Genomic DNA, 20907 nt, shown 5'->3' with positions numbered 1-20907 from the left:
GCGGTATGGGGGCTACTGGAGAGTAAACCAACCGTAGGCCGAACGCACCAGCCCGCGAGCGGGCGGAAACCGTCGGTGGTGATCGGCGTCGAGCAGAAACTGTCGGTGGTGGTCGGCATGATGTCCGGGTGCAGGTGATCGCGGGGCGGGAGGAGGACGGGAGCTTCACCGTGCACACGCCGTCGGACACGGTGTCCGGCCTGGACGAGGCGGCTTTCGCGGGGCTGGCGCGGGAGCTGGAGGCGTCGCTGGCGCCGCGGTGGGTGTTCCCGTCAGTGGAGCGGACGTACCCGGTGCTGCTGGCGGCCGGCCTGCGGGTGCGCCGCTGCTACGACCTCGAACTGGCCGAGGGGCTGCTGCTGGGGTACGAGGGCGAGGAGGCGCAGTCGCGGAGCCTGCGCGCGGCCTGGGCCAGGGCGAACGGCGAAGAACCGCCGCTGGACTCGTCGGCCGTCGAGCTGGCGCAGCCGACGCTGTTCGAGACCCGCACGCCGGTGCTGCCCGAGGGCGTGACGGTCGTCACGGCGGTGCGGCGCGTGCTCGCGGAGCAGGAGCGGCGGGTGGCGGCGACCGAGCACCCGGACCGGATGCGGCTGCTGCTGGCCGCGGAGTCGGCGAGCGCGCTGGCCGCCGCAGAGATGTCGGCCGACGGCCTGCCGTGGCGCGCCGACGTGCACGAGGCACTGCTGGCCGCGCGCCTGGGTCCGCGGGTGCCGGCCGGGCAGCGGCCGAAGGCGCTGGTCGAGCTGGCGGCGAAGATCAGCGAGGCGTTCGGCGGGCGGCCGGTGAACCCGGACTCGCCGCCGAGCGTGGTCCGGGCGCTGGCCCGCGCCGGGATCGAGGTGCCGGCGGCGCGGAAGTACCTGCTGAAGGGGATCGACCACCCGGCGGTCGGGCCGCTGCTGGAGTACAAGGAGCTGTCACGGCTCTTCACGGCGAACGGCTGGGCGTGGCTCGAGGAGTGGGTCAGCGAAGGCCGGTTCCGGCCGCACTACGTCGTCGGCGGGGTGGTGTCCGGGCGGTGGGCCAGCCGCGGCGGCGGGGCGCTGCAGATCCCGAAGGTGCTGCGGACGTGCGTGCGCGCGGACCCGGGCTGGAAGCTCGTGGTGGCGGACGCGGCTCAGCTGGAGCCCCGGGTGCTCACGGCGTTGTCGGGCGACCGCCGGCTGGCCGACGTCGCGGCGGCGACGGACCTGTACGCGCGGCTGGGCGAGGCGTTGTTCTCCGGCGCCCGCTGGGTGCCGGCCGCCGACGACGATCGCGACGACCGGGCGCGCGCGAAGATCGCGATGCTCTCGGCGATGTACGGCGGCACGTCCGGCGAGGCGGGGCCGCTCCTGGGGCTGCTGCGGCAGCGCTTCCCGGACGCGGTGTCCTATGTGGAGCGTGCGGCCCAGGCGGGCGAGCGCGGCGAGCGGGTCCGGTCCCGGCTGGGCCGCACGTCCCCGGCGCCCTCGGCGGCGTGGCGGGCGTTGACGGGCGGCCTGGCGTCGGACGAAGCGGCGGAGCTGAAGGCCCGCCGGGCCTCGCGCGGCTGGGGCCGGTTCACGCGCAACTTCGTGGTCCAGGCGAGCGCGGCGGACATGACGGCGGTGATGCTGGCGACCCTCCGCACCCGCCTCCCCGTCCCGGCCCACCTGGTGTTCTTCCAGCACGACGAGGTGATCGTCCACACCCCCGCCGCCTTGGCTCCCCAGGTGTCGTCGGCCATCACGGACAGCGTGACGGAGGCGGCGACGATGCTGTTCGGCCCGGCCTGCCCGGTCCGCTTCCCCATGCAAACCGCCGAAGTCGACACCTACGCCGACGCCAAGTAGCCCGTGCTGGTGCCGGGCCGGCCGCTCCCGAGCTCGGGAGCGGCCGGATCGATCGCTACGGGAACATCGGCAGCGTCTGCGTCCCGACGTCCTGGTTCGGCAGCGTCTTCCCCGGGTTGCCGCGGAAGTCGGTCCACGCCGGGTGCAGGCGGAAGTCCGCGCCGACCGCCGCCGCCGTGTAGTCGCCGATGAACACGCCCTGGAGTTCCTTGCCCGTCTCCGCGCCCGTCGAAACGAACTGGACCTGCGGGTTCGCCGTCTGCGTCGTGATCCGGCGCAGCGGGGACAACCGGTCGCCCCAGCCGGTCGCGTACGCGTAGTCCAGGCCGATGCCGTGCGGGTCGTACGCGCGCGTGTAGGACGTGACCGCCACCCGGCCGGCCACGGCCGCGACCGCCGGGAACACCTCGTCCGCACCGGTGCCGATCTTCACCGGCTTCGACCAGCCGTGCCGGCCGTCGGACCCGCTCAGGAACGCGTCGCCGTTCGTCTTCACCGACTCGCCGTCGCGGTAGGTGCCGTTGCGGTCGTCGGCCCAGGTCACCCACAGGTGATCGGTGACGCGGTCGTAGGTCAGCTGCGGGAAGCTGTTGACCCGGAAGTTCTCGCCGGTGAGCGCGTTGTTGGCGACGTCTTCGTCGACCGGGAAGTCGAAGTCGAGCCCCACCTCGGTGTGCCGGAAGGTCCGGCCGCCGTCGCGGGAGGTCGCCACGACGACCGCGTCGTGGTCGGCCGGCTGGTCGCACGCGGCCGTCGCGCACACCGACGTCTCGTAGGCGACCTGGAGCGTCCCGTCGCGGGTGACCACCGGGTTCGAGCCGCTGCCGAACGGGGTGATGCCGCCGGGGAACCCGGTCAGAGACGGCGAAATCCGGCGCATCGGCGACCACGTCCGGCCGAAGTCGCGGGACTTCGACAGCACGATCGGCGATTCGACGAAGGCGCCGGACGCGTCGTAGGTGAACTGCGTCCAGGTCACGTAGACGTCGCCGGACACGGGGTCGGCGGCGATCCACTCCTTGTCGTTGAAGATGTTCGTGGGCGTCGCCGTGCCGGCCGGCGTGACGCCGTCGAGGTGCAGGATCGCGGGGTCGCCGAAGCTGCGCCCGCCGTCGTGGGACACCGACACGGCGATGCCGCTGGCGAGCTGCTGGTCGTCCGGCACCGCCGCCCGGCTGAACACGAGCGTCGCGTAGTACACGGTGTTGTGCGGCCCGAAGGCGATGGCCGGGTCACCGGCGGCGTCCATGTAGGACAGCGGCGCGGCCGCCCCGGTCGGGAAGTCGAGGTGCGGCAGCTGGACGTTCGCCCAGGTCCGGCCGCCGTCGAACGAGGTGTAGGCGAAGCCGCCGGAGTCGTTGCGGGCCTCGCGCGTGTTGTACAGCCGGTAGTCGTTCGCCCCGGCGACGATGTTGCGCGGGTTCTCCGGGTTGACGGCGATGGTGGTCTCGTTCTGGGCCGTGCTGCAGCCGGTCTGGCTGCCGGTCGGCACGATGGTGTCGCCGTCGATGACGTCGGTGTTCGGCGCGAGCGGCCGGTACGGGTTTGGCTTGCCGATGTAGGTCTGGCAGAGCGCGGACAGCGCGGGATCGTCGCCGTCCTCCTCTTCCTCCTCGGCGAACTGCTCCTTGAGCAGCGGGTTCGGCACGTCGTGCCGGGCCTCCGCGGCCATCCGGGCGATCTTGTGCTTGCGACCGTGGGGATCCACGGGCAGCGGCGAGCCCCCGGTGGCGGCGTGCGCGGCGGGCGCGAACAGGAGCGGCAGGAGAAGCGCGGTACAGACGGCGAAAATTCTTCGCCTGGCGGACGAAACACCCAAGGACATCGGAAAGCCCTTTCCCAGGAAGGTCTCCAGCCGACCCAGGCTTGACTTCGATTCCGCCCCGGTCAACCGACGGAAGTGGGGAGCCGGACATTCCCGGCGTCACGCCAGAGCGTCGTCGATGGCCTTCGTGATCCGCTTCAGCGACACCGGGTGCGCCGTCCCCAGCGTCTGGGCGAAGAACGACACCCGCAGCTCCTCGATCATCCACCGCACTTCGTTCAACGCCGGTGACGATGTCCCCGGTGGCAGCGAAGCCACCGCGTCGGCGTACTCGCGGGTTATCCACGCGATGTCCGCCGTGCGCTGAAGGTCGCGCGTCGGCTCCGAAACCAGTTTCTCCAGCCGTCGGGAAATTCCCTGCAGGTACCGGACCACGTTACGCAGTCGCGAAGCGCCCGTCTCCGTCACGAAACCGGAATACACCAGCCCCGCCAGCTGAGCCCGGATGTCCGCGAGGGACTCCGCCGGGCCGCGCGACGAAGACAGCTGCACCTCGACGTCGTTCGCCGCGCGGAGGATCTTCTCCACCTCGGTCAGCACCGCCAGCACTTCCGGGTGCAGGCCCGCCCGGACCTTCTCCAGCAGCACCTTGAAGCCGGTTTCGTCGAACGCCGGACCGCCGCCGGAGGCCATCAGGGCGTCCACCGCGCAGTCGACGCAGTCCTCGAGCAGCGCCGCCACGCTGCCGTGCGGGTTCCGGTTGAGCACCAGCTTCGACGAGTTGGACAGCGACCGCGTGATGAACTTCATCGGCGAGCTCAGGTTCAGCCGCAGCATCCGCCGGGTGCCCGCCCACATCGCGTGTTCCTGCTGGGCCGGCGTGTCCAGCAGCCGCACCGCCACCGTCGCGCCCTCGTCCACCAGCGCCGGGTACGCCTTGACGTCGTGCCCGCGCTGGTGCGAAGAGAACACCGGCGGCAACGAACCGAACGACGGCTTCGTCAGGCCCGCCTTCTCCAAGGTGTTCGCCGCCTTGGAGATCGTCTCGCGGACCTTCGGGGCGAGCCGGCGCTGCAACTCCGCCACGTCCTTGCCCTCGGCCACGCGGCGACCCCGCTCGTCGACCACCCGGAACGTCATCTTCAGGTGCTCCGGCACCGAAGCCAGGTCCCAGTCCGCATACGGCACCGTGATCCCGCGCAGGGCCCGCAGCTCGCGGCCGAGCACCTCGAGCAGCGGACCGTCCGAAGGGGACACTCGCGAAAGGACATCGCGGGCCGTGTCCGGTGCCGGGACGAAGTTGCGGCGCAAGGCCTTCGGCAGCGACTTGATCAGCTGGGTGACCAGTTCCGCGCGCAGGCCCGGCACCTGCCAGTCGAAGCCGTCCGGCGTCACCTGGTTGAGCACCGGCAGCGGGATGTGCACGGTGACGCCGTCGGCGTCGGCACCCGGCTCGAACTGGTAGGTCAGCTTGAAGACCTGGGTGCCCTGCGTCCACGAGTCCGGGTAGTCGCCCTCGCGGACGCCGCCGGCGGACTCGTTGATGAGCATGGACTTCTCGAACGACAGCAGGTCGGGTTCGGTGTGCCGCGCCTTCTTCCACCAGCTGTCGAAGTGGCGCACCGACACGACGTCCGCCGGGACCCGCGCGTCGTAGAACTCGTACAGCGTCTGGTCGTCGACCAGGATGTCGCGCCGGCGGGCGCGGTTCTCGAGGTCTTCGACCTCCTCCAGCAGCGCCCGGTTCTCGGCGAAGAAGTGGTGCCGCGTCTGCCAATCACCCTCGACCAGCGCGTGCCGGATGAACAGCGCCCGCGACAGCTCCGGGTCGATCCGGCCGTAGTTGACGCGGCGGTCGGCGATCAGCGGGACGCCGTAGAGCGTCACCTTCTCGGTCGCCATCACCGCGCCCTGCTTGCGTTCCCAGTGCGGCTCGGAATAGGACCGCTTGACGACGTGCCCCGCCAGCGGCTCGACCCACTCGGGTTCGATGCGCGCGTTGACCCGCGCCCACAGCCGCGACGTCTCGACCAGCTCCGCCGACATCACCCAGCGCGGCTGCTTCTTGAACAGCGCCGACCCCGGGAAGATGCCGAACCGGGCGCCGCGCGCCCCCAGGTAGTCGCCCTTCGCCGGGTCCTTGAGCCCGATGTGCGAGAGCAGCCCGGCGATCAGCGACGTGTGCACGCGCTGCGGGTCGGCCGGGGCCGTGTTCGTGTTCAGCGAGATGCCGAGCGGCTTGGCCAGCTGACGCAGCTGGCTGAAGATGTCCTGCCACTCGCGCAGCCGCAGGTAGTTCAGGTACTCGGCGCGGCACATGCGCCGGAACTGGTTGCCGGACAACGCCTTCTGCTGCTCGGCGACGTACTCCCAGAGGTTCAGGTAGGCCAGGAAGTCCGACGTCGGATCGGCGAAGCGCGCGTGCTGGGCGTCGGCGGCCTGCTGCTTCTCGGCCGGTCGTTCGCGCGGGTCCTGGATGGACAGTGCGGCGGCGATGATCATGACTTCGCGGACGCAGCCGTTCCGCGCCGCCTCCAGGACCATCCGGCCCATCCGCGGGTCGACGGGCAGCTGCGCGAGCTTGCGGCCGATGTCGGTCAGGCTGCGGTCGGACCCGGAACCGCCCGGCGCGAACGCGCCCAGCTCCTGCAGCAGGCCCACGCCGTCGGCGACCTGGCGGCGGTCCGGCGGCTCGACGAACGGGAACGCCGCGATGTCACCCAGGCCCAGCGACGTCATCTGCAGGATGACCGAGGCGAGGTTGGTCCGCAGGATCTCCGGATCGGTGAACTCGGGCCGCGCCTCGAAGTCCGCTTCGGAGTAGAGCCGGATGCAGATGCCGTCCGACGTCCGGCCGCAGCGGCCCTTGCGCTGGTTCGCCGACGCCTGCGACACCGGTTCGATCGGCAGCCGCTGCACCTTCGTGCGGTGGCTGTAGCGGGAGATCCGCGCGGTGCCCGGGTCGACGACGTACTTGATGCCCGGCACGGTCAGCGACGTCTCGGCGACGTTGGTCGCGAGCACGACCCGGCGCCCGGTGTGGGACTGGAAAATGCGCTGCTGCTCCGCCGCCGAAAGCCGCGCGTACAGCGGCAGCACCTCGGTGTTGCGCAGGTTCGCGCGGTTGAGCACGTCGGCGGTGTCGCGGATCTCGCGCTCGCCGGACAGGAACACCAGGATGTCGCCGGGGCCCTCGGCGCACAGCTCCTCGACGGCGTCGAGGATGCCCTGGGTCTGGTCGCGCTCGTCGGCGTCTCCGGGGCCTTCGGGATCGTCGGGGTCGTCGGGGTCGACGAGCGGCCGGTAGCGCACCTCGACCGGGTACGTCCGGCCGGAGACCTCGACGATCGGCGCGTCGTCGAAGTGCTTCGAGAACCGTTCCGGGTCGATCGTCGCCGAGGTGATGATCACCTTGAGGTCGGGGCGGCGCGGCAGCAGCTGCTTGAGGTAGCCGAGGATGAAGTCGATGTTGAGGCTGCGCTCGTGGGCCTCGTCGATGATCAGCGTGTCGTACTGGCGCAGCGACCGGTCGGTCTGGATCTCGGCCAGCAGGATGCCGTCGGTCATCAGCTTGACCAGCGTGTCCTGGCCGGACTGGTCGGTGAACCGCACCTTGTAGCCGACGGTTTCGCCGAGCTCGGTCTTCAGCTCGCTCGCGATCCGGTCGGCGACCGTGCGCGCGGCCAGCCGCCGCGGCTGCGTGTGCCCGATCTGGCCGCGGATGCCGCGCCCGAGCTCCAGGCAGATCTTCGGCAGCTGGGTGGTCTTGCCCGAGCCGGTCTCGCCCGCGACGATCACGACCTGGTGCTTGTCGATGGCGGCGGCGATCTCGTCCTTGAGCTTGCTGACCGGCAGCTCTGCGGGGTACTCGATCTTGGGCACGCTCTCGCGCCGCGACTGGACGCGCAGCTCGGCGGCGTCGACGTCGGCGGCGATCCGCGCGAGGGCGGTTTCACGGTCACGGGCTTTGCGGGCGCCCTCGAGCCGGCGGCGCAGCCGCTGCTCGTCGCGCGGCATCAGCTCGGGCAGGCGCGCTCGCAGCGCGTGGAAGGGGGATGGCTCGGACATTCTCGGTCCAAGGATAGCCGTGGGTGACGAACCGGGCTTCCGAATATCCCCGCCGCGTGACCGGGCGCACGCCGAAGGCCCCCTCACCGGCGGCGAGGAGGCCTTCGGAGCACGTCAGCCGGGCTGGCCGGGCTGCTGCGGCGGCTGGACCGGCGCCTGCTGCTCCGCGCTCTTGGCGCGGTTCAACGCCACCGAGCCACCGATCAGCGCGAGGCCGGCCACGCCGAGGACGATGCCGAACACCGGCTGCATGTCAGTGGCCCAGGACAGGATCCGGAACTCGTAGTCGAACTGCTCGAGAACAAGGGTGCCGAAGCCGAGCACGGCACACAGGACGCCGATCCGCATCATGATCGAAGACATGGGAAACCCCCTGGAGAAAGGAACGATGGAACCACCGGTCCGTCCCCGAGCGGCCGTGGTGAGGCAGAACCGTAGCGATCCTGGCGCACGCTGTCGCCGGAGTTCCCGATTTGTTACCTCAGGTCCGCTGCAGCGAGTCCGGGCCCAGGTCGGCGAGGGTGCGGTGACCGGACAACCCCATGGTCAGGTCGAAGTCCGCCAGCAGGCTGCGCAGGACGTGGCGCACGCCGTCCTCGCCCGCGTGGGCCAGGCCGTACACCCACGGGCGGCCGACCAGGACCGCCCGCGCGCCCAGCGCCAGCGCCTTGAGGACGTCGGAGCCGGTGCGGATGCCCGAGTCGAACAGCACCTCCATCCGGTCGCCGACCGCCGCGACGATGCCCGGGAGGGCCTCCAGGGCACCGATCGCGCCGTCGACCTGGCGGCCGCCGTGGTTCGACACCACGATGCCGTCCACGCCGGCCTCGGCCGCGCGGCGCGCGTCGGCGACGTGCTGGATGCCCTTGAGCACGATCGGGCCGTCCCAGTGCTCGCGCAGGAACGGCAGCTGGTCCCACGTCCGGTCGGTGCCGGTGAGCATGCCGATCCAGCGCAGGATCGCCATGTTCGGGTCGTCTTCCGGCGTCTTCTCCAGCAGGCCGCGGAACACCGGGTCGGTGAACGGGACCGCGCAGCCCTCGCCCTTCAGGAACGGCAGGTACGCCTGGTCCAGATCGGACGGTCGCCAGGCCAGCGTCCACGTGTCGAGGGTGACGACCAGCGCGGTGTAGCCGGCGTTCTTCGCCCGCGTCAGCAGGCTCGCGCAGACGTCGTTGTCGCCCGGCCAGTACAGCTGGAACCACCGCGGGCCGTCGCCGTTGGCCGCCGCGACGTCTTCGATGCCGGTCGAGGACGCCGTGGACAGGATGAACGGCAGCCCGACCGACGCGGCGGCGCGGGCGGTCGCGGACTCGGCGTCCGGGTGGACGATCGACTGGACGCCGACCGGGGCGACGGCCACCGGCGCCGGCAGCCGGCTGCCGAGCACCGTCGTGGCCAGGTCCCGGTCGGTGGCGCCGGTCAGCATCCGGGGCACCACGCGCCAGCGGTCGAACGCCTCGCGGTTGGCGCGGGCGGTCGCGCCGGAGCCGGCCGCGCCCGCGACGTAGGAGAACGGCCCGGGCGCCATGACCTCGCGGGCCGACGCTTCGAGCTTCGTCGCGTCGGTCGAGCACGGCGGCAGCTGCCCACCGAGTCCCTGCAGGTAGATCTCGTTCTGGTAGCTGCCGAAGCGTTCGGTCACCGTTGCCTCCTCGCGTTCGAGGGGGCACTGTACTCGCCGGTAGTTCACCCGGCGCCGGGAACTGACCGGCGGGTAACCTGAGCCCCGCCGACGTCCCTTCGAAGGAGCTGCCATGCGCGCGTACGACGTGGTCCTGTTCGGCGCCACCGGGTTCACCGGCGGCCTGACCGCCGAGTACCTGGCCCGGCACGCGCCGGCGGACCTGCGCTGGGCGCTGGCCGGGCGCAACCGCGGCAAGCTCGAGGCGGTCCGGACGCGGCTGGCGAAGCTCGACGACCGGTTCGGCGCGCTCGACCTGCTCGTCGCCGACTCCGGCGACCGCGCTTCCCTGGTGGCCGTCGCGGAGGCCACGAAAGTGGTGATCACGACCGTCGGCCCGTACCTGACGCACGGCGAACCGCTGGTGGCGGCGTGCGCCGAAGCGGGCACCGACTACGTCGACCTGACCGGCGAACCCGAGTTCGTCGACCGGATGTACCTGGCGCACGACCGGCGCGCCCGCGAGACCGGCGCGCGGCTGGTGCACGCCTGCGGGTTCGACTCGATCCCGCACGACCTCGGCGCGTGGTTCACCGTGCAGCAGCTGCCCGAAGGCGTGCCGCTGACGGTCGACGGCTACGTCCGGGCCGGCGGGATGCCCTCGGGTGGCACGTTCCTCAGCGCGCTGACCATCATGTCCCGCCTGCCCGCCGGCGCCCGCGTCGCGAAGGAACGCGCGGCCGCCGAACCCCGGCCCGCCGGGCGGTTCGCCCGCGCCCCGCTGGGACGCCCACACCGGGTCGCCGACCCGGGCTGGTGGGCGGTGCCGCTGCCGACGATCGACCCCGACGTCGTCCGCCGGTCGGCGGCCGCGTCCGAGCGCTACGGGCCCGACTTCACGTACCGGCACTTCGCCGCGGTGAAGCACCTGCCGGTGCTGGCCGGCGGCGTGGCCGGGGCGGGCGCCCTGCTCGCCGCGGCGCAGGTGCCGCCGGCCCGGCGGGCGCTGTCGCGGCTGCTGGCGCCGGGCAACGGGCCGAGCCCCGAGCGGCGCGCGCGGTCGTGGTTTTCGGTGCGGTTCCTCGGCGAAGGCGGCGGCACGCGGGTGGTGACGGAAGTGTCGGGCGGCGACCCGGGCTACGACGAGACGGCGAAGATGCTGGCGGAGTCGGCCCTGTGCCTGGCGACCGACGACCTCCCGGAGACGGCGGGCCAGGTGACCACGGCGACCGCGATGGGCGGGGCGCTCGTGGACCGGCTCACCAAGGCGGGCATCCGCTTCACCACCCTCGTGAGTGGTAAAGCGGGTTAGAACCCGCCTTACCACTCACGAGGCTTTTCACGTTTTCACAGTGCGGCAGCGTGAAATTCCGCTGCTGTGATGGAACTTCTGCCGCTCCGAGGCCGCGGTTAGCGTCGATCGGGTTCTCCCTTCCCCCATCGCGTTTTCCCAAGGAGCGTCATGAGATTGCCCCAACGGTTCGCCGCGCTCGGCGGGGCGACGGCGGCGGGCATGGTGGTGGTCGGCGTCGCCGTCGCCGCACCCGCCCGGCCCGCCCCCGAGCCCCCGCCGTCCGCCGCGCAGGCCCAGGCCAACGCCACCGATGCCGCCGCGAACCTGGTCGGCGCCCGGCCCGCCGCCCTCCACGCCGGGAAGCACGACCGGTTCGTCCAGCGGGCCGTCCGGTCGGCGGCCGGGCTGTCCTACGTCGTCTACGACCGCACCTACGACGGCCTGCCGGTGATCGGCGGCGACCTGGTCATCGCCACCGACGCCGCCGGCACGGTGAAGACCACCTCCGTCGCGCAGCAGCAGGCGCTCGGCGACCTCGACGTCCACGGCGCGAAGCTGTCGGCGGCGCAGGCGGACGCCGTGGCGCGCAAGGAGGTCAGCGGCCCGAGGAGCCTGCCGGGCGGCCGGCTCGTCGTGGTCGCCGACGGCGCCGGGCGGCTCGCCTACGAGAGCAACGTCGAAGGCACCGACTCCCACGGCGAGCCGAGCAGCCTGAGCGTCTACGTCGACGCCGTGGACGGGCACGTGCTGCGGACCGTCCAGCACCTCGCCGCGGGTACCGGCACGGGCAAGTGGAACGGCCCGGCGCCGCTGCCGCTGAACACGACGAAGTCCGGCAGCACGTATGCGATGGCCGACCCGAACACGCCGAACCTCGACTGCCGCAACTACAGCAGCGACTCCGTCCTGACCGGACCGGACGACAGCTGGGGCAACGGCACCGGGACGAACATCGAAACCGGCTGCGCGGACGCGCTCTTCGTCGCCCAGACCGAGAAGAAGATGCTCTCGGAATGGGCGGGTCGCAACGGCTTCACCGGCGACGGCGGTGCGTGGAAGATCCGCGTCGGGCTCGACGACGAAAACGCCTACTACTACAACTCGCGCCCGGCGTACGTGAACCTCGGCCACAACCCGAGCGGTGAATGGGTCGGTTCGCTGGACATCCTCGGCCACGAAATGGGCCACGGCGTCGACGACTACTCCGGGTCCGGCGGGTTCTCCGGCGGCGGCACGCAGGAGTTCATCGCGGACACGTTCGGCACGGCGACGGAGTTCTACGCGAACGAGCCGTCCCAGTACGACCCGCCGGACTACGCGATCGGCGAGGAGGTCAACCTGGTCGGCACCGGCGCGATCCGGTACATGTACGACCCGTCGAAGGTCGGCGACCCGAGCTGCTACTCCACCTCGACGCCGAACGCGGAGGTGCACAAGGCGGCCGGGCCCGGCGACCACTGGTTCTACCTGCTCGCCGAGGGCAGCAACCCGGCGAACGGGCAGCCCACGAGTTCGACGTGCAACGGCAGCACGGTGACCGGGATCGGCATCCGCAAGGCGATCAACATCATGCACGGCGCCGTGCAGCTGAAGACCTCCGGCAGCAGCTACCTGCGTTACCGGACGTGGACGCTGCAGGCGGCGAAGAACCTCTACCCGGGCAGCTGCGCCGAGTTCGACGCCGTGAAGGCGGCGTGGAACGCGGTGAGCGTCCCGGCGCAGTCCGGCGACCCGACGTGCACGGGGACGCCGACGACCACACCGACCACGCCGCCGACGTCCACCACGCCTCCGGGCGGGTGCAGCGGGCAGCTGGTGCAGAACCCGGGCTTCGAATCCGGCCAGGCGTCCTGGTCCGACCCGAACACCACCATCGGCCAGTGGGGCAGCCAGGCGCCGGCGCGCTCGGGCACCTACGACTCCTGGCTCGGCGGCTGGGGCTCGGCGCACACGGACACGCTCACGCAGCCGGTCACCATCCCTGCCGGCTGCAAGGCGAGCCTGACGTTCTGGCTGCGCGTGTGGACGGCGGAGACCGAGAACGTCGCCTACGACAAGCTGGTCGTATCGGCCGGTTCGACGACGCTGGCGACGTACTCGAACCTCGACCGCAACTCGGCCTACGTCCAGAAGACACTCGACCTGTCCGCTTACGCGGGCCAGACGGTGACGCTGAAGTTCGCCGGGACGGAGGACCAGTCACTGCAGACGTCCTTCGCCGTCGACGACACCGGGCTCACGTTGAGCTGACCCGGCGGGGCCTGCCACCTACTTTGGTGGCAGGCCCTCGTTGCGCCGGCCGCGTCCGGTATTCATGCTTACGCGGATGGAGGCGTTTTCCGCGGAAGTCGCCGCGTCGGTCCCGTTCGCCGAGGCCTTCGACCTGGCGATCCGGCAGCGCGGCCTGAGCCTGGAGGCCCTGCAGCGACGGATGGCGATCCGGGGCGCCCAGGTCAGCCTGGCCACGCTCAGCTACTGGCGCCGGGGCCGCCGTCACCCGGAGGGCCACCGTTCGCTGCACGCGGTCGGCGTCGCCGAAAGCTGCCTCGGCCTGCCGGCGGACGCGCTGACCAGCCTGGTGGCGCGGCCGCGGGTGCGCCGCACGGAGCCGTGGCCGGGCGGGGTCAGCCTGGCCAGCGCGCTCGGCGGCGAGCCGGCGGACCTGGCCGCCTGCGAAGGCATCGACCTTGACGGCAACGCCCGGCTGGCGCTGGTGTCGGTGCACCAGCGGGCGGTCCTGGGCCCGGACCGAACCGAGCGGTCGGTCCACACGGAACTGGTGGTGACCAGCCGCACGGACGGCGTCGACCGGTGGGTGTCGTTCTTCCGGCCCCAGACCGGCGGCGGCCACCAGCCGGTGCTGCGCTCGGCGCACTGCTGCCGCCCGGGCCGGGTCCGCCGGGACGCGGAGTCCGAACTGCTGGCCGTGGAACTGCGGTTCGACTACCCGCTGCGGGCGGGCGAAACGTACGTGTTCGACTTCGAGTTCGCCTACGACGGGACCCCGCCGGAGACGAGCTACCTGCAGTTCGGCGTGCGCGCACCGGCCCGGCAGATCGTGCTGCAGGCGTGCTTCGACCCGGCGGCGGTGCCGGTGCGGTGCTACCGGTACGCCGGCAAGGCGGCGGCGCGGCCGGAACTGCCGGTGGGGCCGAGCGGCACCAGCCACATCGCGGTGCTGGACGCCCGGCCGGGGGTTTACGGGATGTGCTGGGAGTGGGACTGACCGAGCTCGTAGTCCCGCTCGTCGAACGAACCCACCCGCGACCGCAGCCGCCCGGTGGAGAACGGCCAGCTGAAGCTGTTGCGCCCGTTGACATCGGTGTAGTAGCTGGTGCAGCCGCCGGACTGGTAGACCGTGCCCGGCAGGGCCGCCTGGACGTCCGCGTTGAACGCCGCTTGCACCGCCGGGCGGACCGACAGCGACGTCCCCGCCGACCGCAGCGTCCGGGTCACCGCCGCCACCGTGTGCCGCAGCTGGGCCTCGACGATCGTGAACGCCGAGGAATGCCCGGTGCCGAGACTCGGGCCCAGCAGCAGGTACAGGTTCGGGAACCCGGCCACCGTCGTCCCCGCGTACGCCTGCGGGCTGCCCTTCCAGTGGTCGTCCAGGCTCCGGCCGTCGGCGTCGAACACCCGCGAAGACACCGGCATGTCGAGGATGTGGAAGCCGGTGCCGAAGATGATCGCGTCGACCTCGGCGACCGAACCGTCCGCGCCGAAAACGCGGCTGCCGGCAATGGACCGCACCGCGGTCGGGTGGACGTCCACAGTGGACTGCGTCAGCGCGCGGTAGTACGTGTTCGACATGAGCAGGCGCTTGCAGCCGAGCGTGTAGTCCGGCGTGAGGGCCTTGCGTAGCATGGGATCCCGCACGGACCGGCGCAGGTGCGCGAGCCCGATCTTCTGCACCTGCCGCAGCAGCCACGGGTGCCGGAAGCCGAAGCCGAGCGTCTCCATCAGGCCGTACTCGGCGGCGCGCAGAGCCCGCTGGAGGGCCGGGAACCGCCGCAGGAGGAACCGCTCGACCGCCGGGACGGGGTGGTCCGGCTTCGGCAGGACCCACTGCGCAGTGCGCTGGAACAGGTGCAGCCGCCCCACCCGGGGTACGATCTCCGGGACGAACTGGACCGCGGACGCGCCGGTGCCGATCACCGCGACCCGCTTGCCCGTCAGGTCGTAGCCGTGGTTCCAGCGCGCGGAGTGGAAGACCTCGCCGGGGAACCCGGCGAGGCCCGGCAGCTCCGGGATCAGCGGTTCGTGCCAGGGACCGGTGCCGGCGACCAGGATCCGCGCGGTGTACGGACCCTGTGACGTCTCCAGCTCCCAGCGCGCGTCGCGATCGTTCCACTGCGCGCGCGTCACCTCGACGCCGTAGCGGATCTTCTCCGTGACGCCGAAGCGCGCGGCCGTGTCCTGCAGGTAGGCCCGGATCTCGGCCTGGCCGGCGAACGCGCGCGTCCACTCCGGATTGGGCGCGAAGGAGTAGGAGTACAGCGCGGACGGGACGTCGCAGGCGCAGCCGGGGTAGGTGTTGTCGCGCCACGTCCCGCCGAGCGCGCCGGCCTTCTCCAGCACGGCGAGGTCGCCGACGCCGGCCTGGGAAAGGCGGATGGCGGCGCCCAGGCCCGATGCCCCGGCACCGACGACGAGGACCGCGAAGTCGCGTTGTTCCATTTTCGGAGACTAGCAGTATCCGAAAACCATCGGTACCCCAATTCCGAGGTTCGCTAGAGTGCCACCATGGCCCGACTCACCCGCGCGGAAAGCCAGGCGCGCACCCGCGAGCAGCTGGTCGAGACGGCCAAGCTGCTCTTCCTGCGCGACGGCTACTCGGTGACGTCGCTGGAGAAGGTCGCCGACGAGGCCGGGTATTCGAAGGGCGCGGTGTACTCGAACTTCCGCAACAAGGACGAGCTTTGCCTCACCGTGCTCGACCGGATCCACGACGAGCAGGTCGCCCTGATCGCCGAGGCGCTGGCCGGGGTCGAAGGGGTGGAAGGGCTGCTGGCGGCGTTCCAGACCTGGGCCGAGCGCAGCATCGGCGACGAGGCCTGGACCGCGCTGGAAGTCGAATTCGCCACGAACGCGCGGCGCGACCCGCACGTGCGCGCCGAGCTGGCCGCGCGGGACAAGGCCATCCGCGACACCATCGCCGGCCTGCTCACCGGGTACGCCGAGCGGTTCGGGATCACCCTCCCGATGTCGGCCGACGACGCCGCGACGGCGTTGCTCAGCCTGGGCATCGGGCTCGGCGTCCAGCGCGCGATCGACCCGACGATCCCGGTGACCGTGCTGCCGGACGTCATCCGCCTCTTCGCCGGGGTGCGCTGACCGTCCTTTGCGGACCTTGCCGAAGTGGTCTGGACCGTTCACGAACATGAACGAATTCCGCCTCTTGTGGAGCCCGCTGACCCTTCGCTACCGTGTCGTTACGCCGCAGCTCCACCCACACACCCGTAACCGCCGTACTCCCACGGCGCATCCCGCGGAAGGGTCCCCTCCCCATGAGCAAGAAGTTGCGGCCGGTCCTCGTCGGCACGCTCGGCGCGGCCTCCGTCGCCGCCCTCGTGATCACCACGCCGGCCCTCTCCTCCGCCGCACCCGCGCCACTGGCGGCGACCAGCGCGTCCGTGCTCGCCACCGGTGACCTCTCGGCCCCGGCCAAGAAGGAAATCGCGATGAAGCTGGTGTCCAGCGCGGAGAACTCGTCGCTGGACTGGAAGGCGCAGTACAAGTACATCGAAGACATCGGCGACGGCCGCGGCTACACCGCGGGCATCATCGGCTTCTGTTCGGGCACCGGCGACATGCTGGAACTCGTCGAGGCGTACACGAATTCCGTCCCGAACAACCCGCTGGCGAAGTACCTTCCGGCGCTGCGCAAGGTGAACGGCACGGACTCGCACGCCGGGCTCGGCTCGGCGTTCGAAAGCGCGTGGAAGCAGGCCGCGGCGACGACGGCGTTCCAGACCGCGCAGAACAACGAGCGCGACCGCGTCTACTTCAACCCGTCGGTGAACCAGGGCAAGTCGGACGGCCTGAGCAACCTCGGCCAGTTCGCCTACTACGACGCCATCGTGATGCACGGCCCCGGCGACAGCTCCGACAGCTTCGGCGGCATCCGCAAGGCCGCGATGAAGAAGGCGAAGACCCCGGCCCAGGGCGGCGACGAGGCGACGTACCTCAAGGCGTTCTTCGCCGCCCGCAAGGTGATCATGAAGCAGGAGGACGCGCACTCCGACACCTCGCGTGTGGACACCGAGCAGGCGAAGTTCCTCAGCGAGGGCAACTTCGACCTGCACACCCCGCTGAAGTGGAAGGTGTACGGCGACTCGTACACGATCAACTGAGCTTGGGCCGGGTTATCGGGTCAGGAGCGCGTCCGCTGTGCGGGTGTTCAGGATGCGCTCCGGCCCGATTCCCGCCTTGATCGCGCGCTCGCAGCCGTAGCCCAGCCAATCCAGCTGGCCCGGCGCGTGCGCGTCGCTGTCGATGGTGAAGTCGCAGCCGATTTCCGCGGCCAGGCGCAGCAACCGCATCGGCGGGTCCAGGCGCTCCGGCCGGGAATTGATCTCCACCGCCACCCCGTTCTCCCGGCACGCCGTGAATACGGCTTCGGCGTCGAACTCCGACTCCGGGCGCCCGCGGCCGACCACCAGCCGGCCCGTGCAGTGGCCCAGCACCCGCACGTGCGGGTTGCGGACCGCCGCCACCATCCGGCGGGTCATGTCCCGCGCGGGCATCCGCAGCTTCGAGTGCACGCTCGCCACCACGAAGTCCAGCTCCCCCAGCAGTTCTTCCTCCTGGTCGAGCGAACCGTCGTCGAGGATGTCGACCTCGATGCCGTGCAGCAGGCGGAACGGCGCCATCAGCTCGTTGGCCTTCGCCACGATCTGCATCTGCGTCCGGAGCCGGTCCGGGGACAGCCCGTTCGCCACGGTCAGCCGCGGCGAGTGGTCGGTCAGCACCATCCACTCGTGACCGACGTCCCGGCCCGCCACCGCCATCTCGCCGATCGAACTGCCGCCGTCCGACCAGTCCGAGTGGGTGTGGCAGTCGCCGCGCAACGCCGAGCGCAGCGGCTCGCCGTCCGGCAGCTCCTTCTCGACGAGCTTCCCCCGGTAGGCCGGGTCACGGCCGGCCAGCGCGTCCTCGATGACGCCGGCGGTGGCCTTGCCGATCCCCGGCAACGACGTCAGCGTGCCGTTCTCCGCCATCTGCGCCAGCTTCTCGGTGCCGGTCTTGTCGACCGTCGCCGCGGCGTTCCGGAACGCCCGGACGCGGTAGGTCGGTTCCCCCGCGCGTTCGAGCTGGAACGCGATCTCCCGCAACGCCCATGCCGGATCCATGGGACCTGTCTACCCCCTCCGGGGCAGTTGATGCAGCTCGACGCCGGTCAGCGCCCCGTTTTCGACGCGGCAGGTCTGGTACGTGCAGTACGGCTGGCGGCGGCGGTCCGTCGGCGACCCCGGGTTGAGCAGGCGCAGCCCGGACGGCGCCACCGTGTCCCACGGGATGTGGCTGTGCCCGAAGACCAGCACGTCGGTGTCCGGGAACTGGGCGTCGCACCGCTGCTCGCGGCCCTGCTTCGCGCCGGTCTCGTGGATCACCGCCAAGCGGACGCCGCCGAGTTCCGCCCGGGCGATCTCGGGCAGCCGCGCCCGCAGCGCCGGGCCGTCGTTGTTGCCGTACACGCCGATCAGCCGCTTGCTGCGCTCCTCGAGCTCGTCCAGCAGGGCGACGTCGACCCAGTCGCCCGCGTGCACGACGACGTCGGCGGCCGCCACCTCGGCCCACACCTGCGGCGGCAGCTCGCGGGCGCGGGCCGGCAGGTGGGTGTCCGAGATGAGCAGCAGCCTCATCCGATGGCCTTCAGGACCCGTTCGAGGAACCCGCCGATGTGGTCGCGCAGCAGGGCGGCCGCACCCTCGGCGTCCCCCTTCTTCGCCGCGGCCAGCACCGCCCGGTGCTCGGTCCACTCCTTCTTCCAGCTGGGGTTGGCCTCCCAGCCGACGACGCTGATCAGCGCCGCGCGGTCCTTGAGGTCGTCGAGGATGCTGACCAGCAGCGGGTTGCCGCAGCCGCGGTAGAGGGCGCGGTGGAAGCGGCGGTTCAGCAGGCTCAGCGCGGCCTGGTCCTTGTCCGCGATCGCCGTCGACGCCTCCTTCAGCGCTTCCGCCGCGTCTTCCAGCAGCTCGGGGTCGTGTCGCCCGACGGTCCGCCGGACGGCCTCGGGTTCGAGCACCATCCGCACGTCGTAGACGGATTTCGCGAGCTCGGCGTCGACCGTGATCACCGACGCGCCCTTGTACGGGCTGAACGTCACCAGCCCGGAGTTGGACAGCACCTTGAGCGCCTCGCGCACCGGCGTCTTCGACACGCCGAGCCGTGCGGCCAGCTCCGCCTCGACCAGCGGTTGACCGGGGACGAGTTCCCGGGTCAGGATGCCGCGGCGGATCTCCTCCAGGACCACTTCGGTCCGGGAGGCGGGCAGGCTGAACGTCCCGGTCATGGCGCGCTCCCTCGATCTGTGAACCCCAATTCAACCAGGGTCCCTGATCGTATATCAGATGCCATACTGGATCGCATGAAGCAACCCGAGGAACTCCGCAGCCACCGGTGGTTCGGCGGCGACGAACTGCGCAACTTCAGCCACCGCGCCCGCAGCCGCCAGCTCGGCTACAACCCGGAAGAGCACCTCGGCAAACCGGTCATCGGCATCCTCAACACCTGGTCGGACATCAACCCCTGCCACATGCACCTGCGCGAACGCGCCGAGCAGGTCAAGCGGGGTGTCTGGCAGGCCGGCGGCTTCCCGCTGGAGTTCCCCGTCGCGACGCTGTCGGAGACCTACCAGAAGCCGACCCCGATGCTCTACCGCAACCTGCTCGCCATGGAGACCGAGGAGATCCTCCGGTCCTACCCGATCGACGGCGCCGTCCTGATGGGCGGCTGCGACAAGACCACCCCGGCGCTGCTGATGGGTGCGGCCAGCGCGGGGCTGCCGGCCATCTTCGTCCCGGCCGGGCCGATGCTGCGCGGGCACTGGCGCAACGAGGTCCTCGGCAGCGGCACCGACATGTGGAAGTACTGGGACGACAAGCGCGCCGGGCTGATCGGCGACGCCGAGATGTCCGAATTGGAGCGCGGGCTGGCCCGCTCACCGGGGCACTGCATGACGATGGGGACGGCCTCGACGATGACCTCGGCCGCCGAGGTGCTCGGCGTGACCCTGCCGGGCGCCGCGTCGATCCCCGCCGTCGATTCGGCGCACCACCGGATGGCCGCCGCGAGTGGCGCCCGGATCGTCGGAATGGTGTGGGAAGACCTGGCCATCACCCAGGTGCTGGACAAGCGCGCGTACGCCGACGCCATCACCACCGTGCTCGCGCTCGGCGGCTCGACCAACGCCGTGATCCACCTGATCGCGATGGCCGGGCGCAGCGGGATCCCGGTCTCGCTCGCGGACTTCGACGCGATCGCCCGGCGCGTGCCGGTGCTGGCGAACATCCGGCCCGGCGGCGACTGGCTGATGGAGGACTTCTACTACGCCGGCGGCCTGCCCGGGCTGCTGTCGCGGCTGACCGACCTGCTGCACCCGGACCGGCTCACCGTCACCGGCCGCACCCTCGGCGAGAACCTCGCGCACGCGCAGGTGCACAACGACGACGTCATCCGGCCCCGGGACAACCCGGTCGCCGCCGAAGGCGGGGTCGCCGTGCTGCACGGGAACCTGGCGCCGTCGGGCGCGGTCATCAAGCACATCGCGGCCGAGAAGCACCTGCTGACGCACACCGGGCCGGCCGTGGTGTTCGAGGACTACCCCGACCTGAAGAAGCGGATCGACGACCCGTCGATCACCGCGGACTCGGTGCTGGTGCTGCGCGGCTCCGGCCCGCTCGGCGGCCCCGGCATGCCCGAGTACGGGATGCTGCCGATTCCCGCGCACCTGCTCGAACGGGGCGTCCGGGACATGGTCCGGATCTCCGACGCGCGGATGAGCGGGACGAGCTACGGCGCCTGCGTCCTGCACGTGGCCCCCGAGTCGCACGTCGGCGGCCCGCTGGCCCTGGTCCGCGACGGCGACCTGATCACCTTGGACGTTCCTTCGCGGACGCTGCGGCTCGAGGTGTCCGATGAGGAACTCGAGCGGCGGCGTGCCGGGTGGACCGCGCCGGCGCCCCGGTTCGAACGCGGTTACGGCGCGCTCTACAGCGAACACATCACGCAGGCGGACGAAGGCTGCGACTTCGATTTCCTCGCCCGGGCGGGCCACAATCCGGAGCCGGACGCGCGCTGACGCTGATCCGTGACCGTTTCATCCCCCGTTAGGGCG

15 protein-coding genes are annotated in these 20907 nt (G+C 71.4%); 7 read left to right on the top strand and 8 right to left on the bottom strand.

Annotation, left to right across the window (positions count from 1 at the left end; genetic code table 11):
- Window positions 1–128 precede the first annotated feature (128 nt).
- Complete coding sequence (locus AB0M30_RS34690) at window positions 129–1817, top strand: bifunctional 3'-5' exonuclease/DNA polymerase (protein ID WP_364592750.1); 1689 nt, start codon at window positions 129–131, stop codon at window positions 1815–1817.
- Window positions 1818–1872: 55 nt separating this feature from the next.
- On the opposite strand, the gene AB0M30_RS34685 is transcribed toward AB0M30_RS34690, so the two are convergent.
- The 4 genes from AB0M30_RS34685 to AB0M30_RS34670 all read right to left on the bottom strand — a co-directional run bounded on the left by AB0M30_RS34685 (window position 1873) and on the right by AB0M30_RS34670 (window position 9295).
- On the bottom strand, window positions 1873–3642 hold the full coding sequence (locus AB0M30_RS34685; RefSeq protein ID WP_364592747.1) for a sialidase family protein: 1770 nt from the start codon (window positions 3640–3642) through the stop codon (window positions 1873–1875).
- Between the two features lie 99 nt (window positions 3643–3741).
- Window positions 3742–7650, bottom strand: a complete 3909-nt coding sequence (hrpA, locus tag AB0M30_RS34680; RefSeq protein WP_364592745.1) for an ATP-dependent RNA helicase HrpA — start codon at window positions 7648–7650, stop codon at window positions 3742–3744.
- 114 nt (window positions 7651–7764) lie between these two features.
- A complete protein-coding gene (locus AB0M30_RS34675; RefSeq protein ID WP_360174771.1) occupies window positions 7765–8013 on the bottom strand; it encodes a hypothetical protein in 249 nt (82 codons plus the stop codon).
- Window positions 8014–8131: 118 nt separating this feature from the next.
- The gene (locus tag AB0M30_RS34670; protein ID WP_364592742.1) at window positions 8132–9295 is read right to left on the bottom strand and encodes a lactate 2-monooxygenase; all 1164 of its coding nucleotides are present in this window, start codon (window positions 9293–9295) and stop codon (window positions 8132–8134) included.
- Between the two features lie 112 nt (window positions 9296–9407).
- Here AB0M30_RS34670 and AB0M30_RS34665 point away from each other — a divergent pair, with 112 nt between their 5' ends.
- The 3 genes from AB0M30_RS34665 (at window position 9408) to AB0M30_RS34655 (ending at window position 13794) form a co-directional block, all read left to right on the top strand.
- A complete protein-coding gene (locus tag AB0M30_RS34665) occupies window positions 9408–10586 on the top strand; it encodes a saccharopine dehydrogenase NADP-binding domain-containing protein (RefSeq protein ID WP_364592739.1) in 1179 nt (392 codons plus the stop codon).
- Window positions 10587–10736: 150 nt separating this feature from the next.
- Entirely contained in the window at window positions 10737–12818 is a 2082-nt protein-coding gene (locus AB0M30_RS34660; protein ID WP_364592737.1) for a M4 family metallopeptidase, read from the top strand.
- A 76-nt stretch (window positions 12819–12894) separates the two neighbouring features.
- Entirely contained in the window at window positions 12895–13794 is a 900-nt protein-coding gene (locus tag AB0M30_RS34655; protein ID WP_364592734.1) for a hypothetical protein, read from the top strand.
- On the opposite strand, the gene AB0M30_RS34650 is transcribed toward AB0M30_RS34655, so the two are convergent.
- Window positions 13767–15245 carry an NAD(P)/FAD-dependent oxidoreductase gene (locus tag AB0M30_RS34650; protein WP_364592731.1) on the bottom strand — a complete coding sequence of 493 codons (1479 nt, stop codon included), beginning with the start codon at window positions 15243–15245 and terminating at the stop codon, window positions 13767–13769. The genes AB0M30_RS34655 and AB0M30_RS34650 overlap by 28 nt on opposite strands.
- A 66-nt stretch (window positions 15246–15311) precedes the next feature.
- Here AB0M30_RS34650 and AB0M30_RS34645 point away from each other — a divergent pair, with 66 nt between their 5' ends.
- Complete coding sequence (locus AB0M30_RS34645) at window positions 15312–15902, top strand: TetR/AcrR family transcriptional regulator (protein WP_364592728.1); 591 nt, start codon at window positions 15312–15314, stop codon at window positions 15900–15902.
- 173 nt (window positions 15903–16075) lie between these two features.
- A complete protein-coding gene (locus tag AB0M30_RS34640; RefSeq protein ID WP_364592725.1) occupies window positions 16076–16921 on the top strand; it encodes a chitosanase in 846 nt (281 codons plus the stop codon).
- A 12-nt stretch (window positions 16922–16933) separates the two neighbouring features.
- On the opposite strand, the gene AB0M30_RS34635 is transcribed toward AB0M30_RS34640, so the two are convergent.
- From AB0M30_RS34635 to AB0M30_RS34625, 3 genes are read right to left on the bottom strand one after another with little or no spacing between them, the layout of a single operon-like run.
- On the bottom strand, window positions 16934–17920 hold the full coding sequence (locus AB0M30_RS34635) for a PHP domain-containing protein (protein ID WP_364592722.1): 987 nt from the start codon (window positions 17918–17920) through the stop codon (window positions 16934–16936).
- A gap of 9 nt (window positions 17921–17929) precedes the next feature.
- Window positions 17930–18433, bottom strand: coding sequence for a YfcE family phosphodiesterase (locus AB0M30_RS34630; protein ID WP_364592719.1), 504 nt, complete (start codon window positions 18431–18433; stop codon window positions 17930–17932).
- Window positions 18430–19083 carry a GntR family transcriptional regulator gene (locus AB0M30_RS34625; protein ID WP_103337590.1) on the bottom strand — a complete coding sequence of 218 codons (654 nt, stop codon included), beginning with the start codon at window positions 19081–19083 and terminating at the stop codon, window positions 18430–18432. The genes AB0M30_RS34630 and AB0M30_RS34625 overlap by 4 nt, the downstream gene beginning before the upstream one ends.
- Before the next feature lie 75 nt (window positions 19084–19158).
- Here AB0M30_RS34625 and araD point away from each other — a divergent pair, with 75 nt between their 5' ends.
- The gene (araD, locus tag AB0M30_RS34620; protein ID WP_364592716.1) at window positions 19159–20871 is read left to right on the top strand and encodes an L-arabinonate dehydratase; all 1713 of its coding nucleotides are present in this window, start codon (window positions 19159–19161) and stop codon (window positions 20869–20871) included.
- The last annotated feature ends 36 nt before the right edge of the window (window positions 20872–20907 follow it).

Source organism: Amycolatopsis sp. NPDC051716 (assembly GCF_040681595.1).
GTDB lineage: Bacteria > Actinomycetota > Actinomycetes > Mycobacteriales > Pseudonocardiaceae > Amycolatopsis.
The sequence above is the reverse complement of the archived record's forward strand: the minus strand, read 5'-3'. Positions and strand labels throughout refer to the sequence as shown.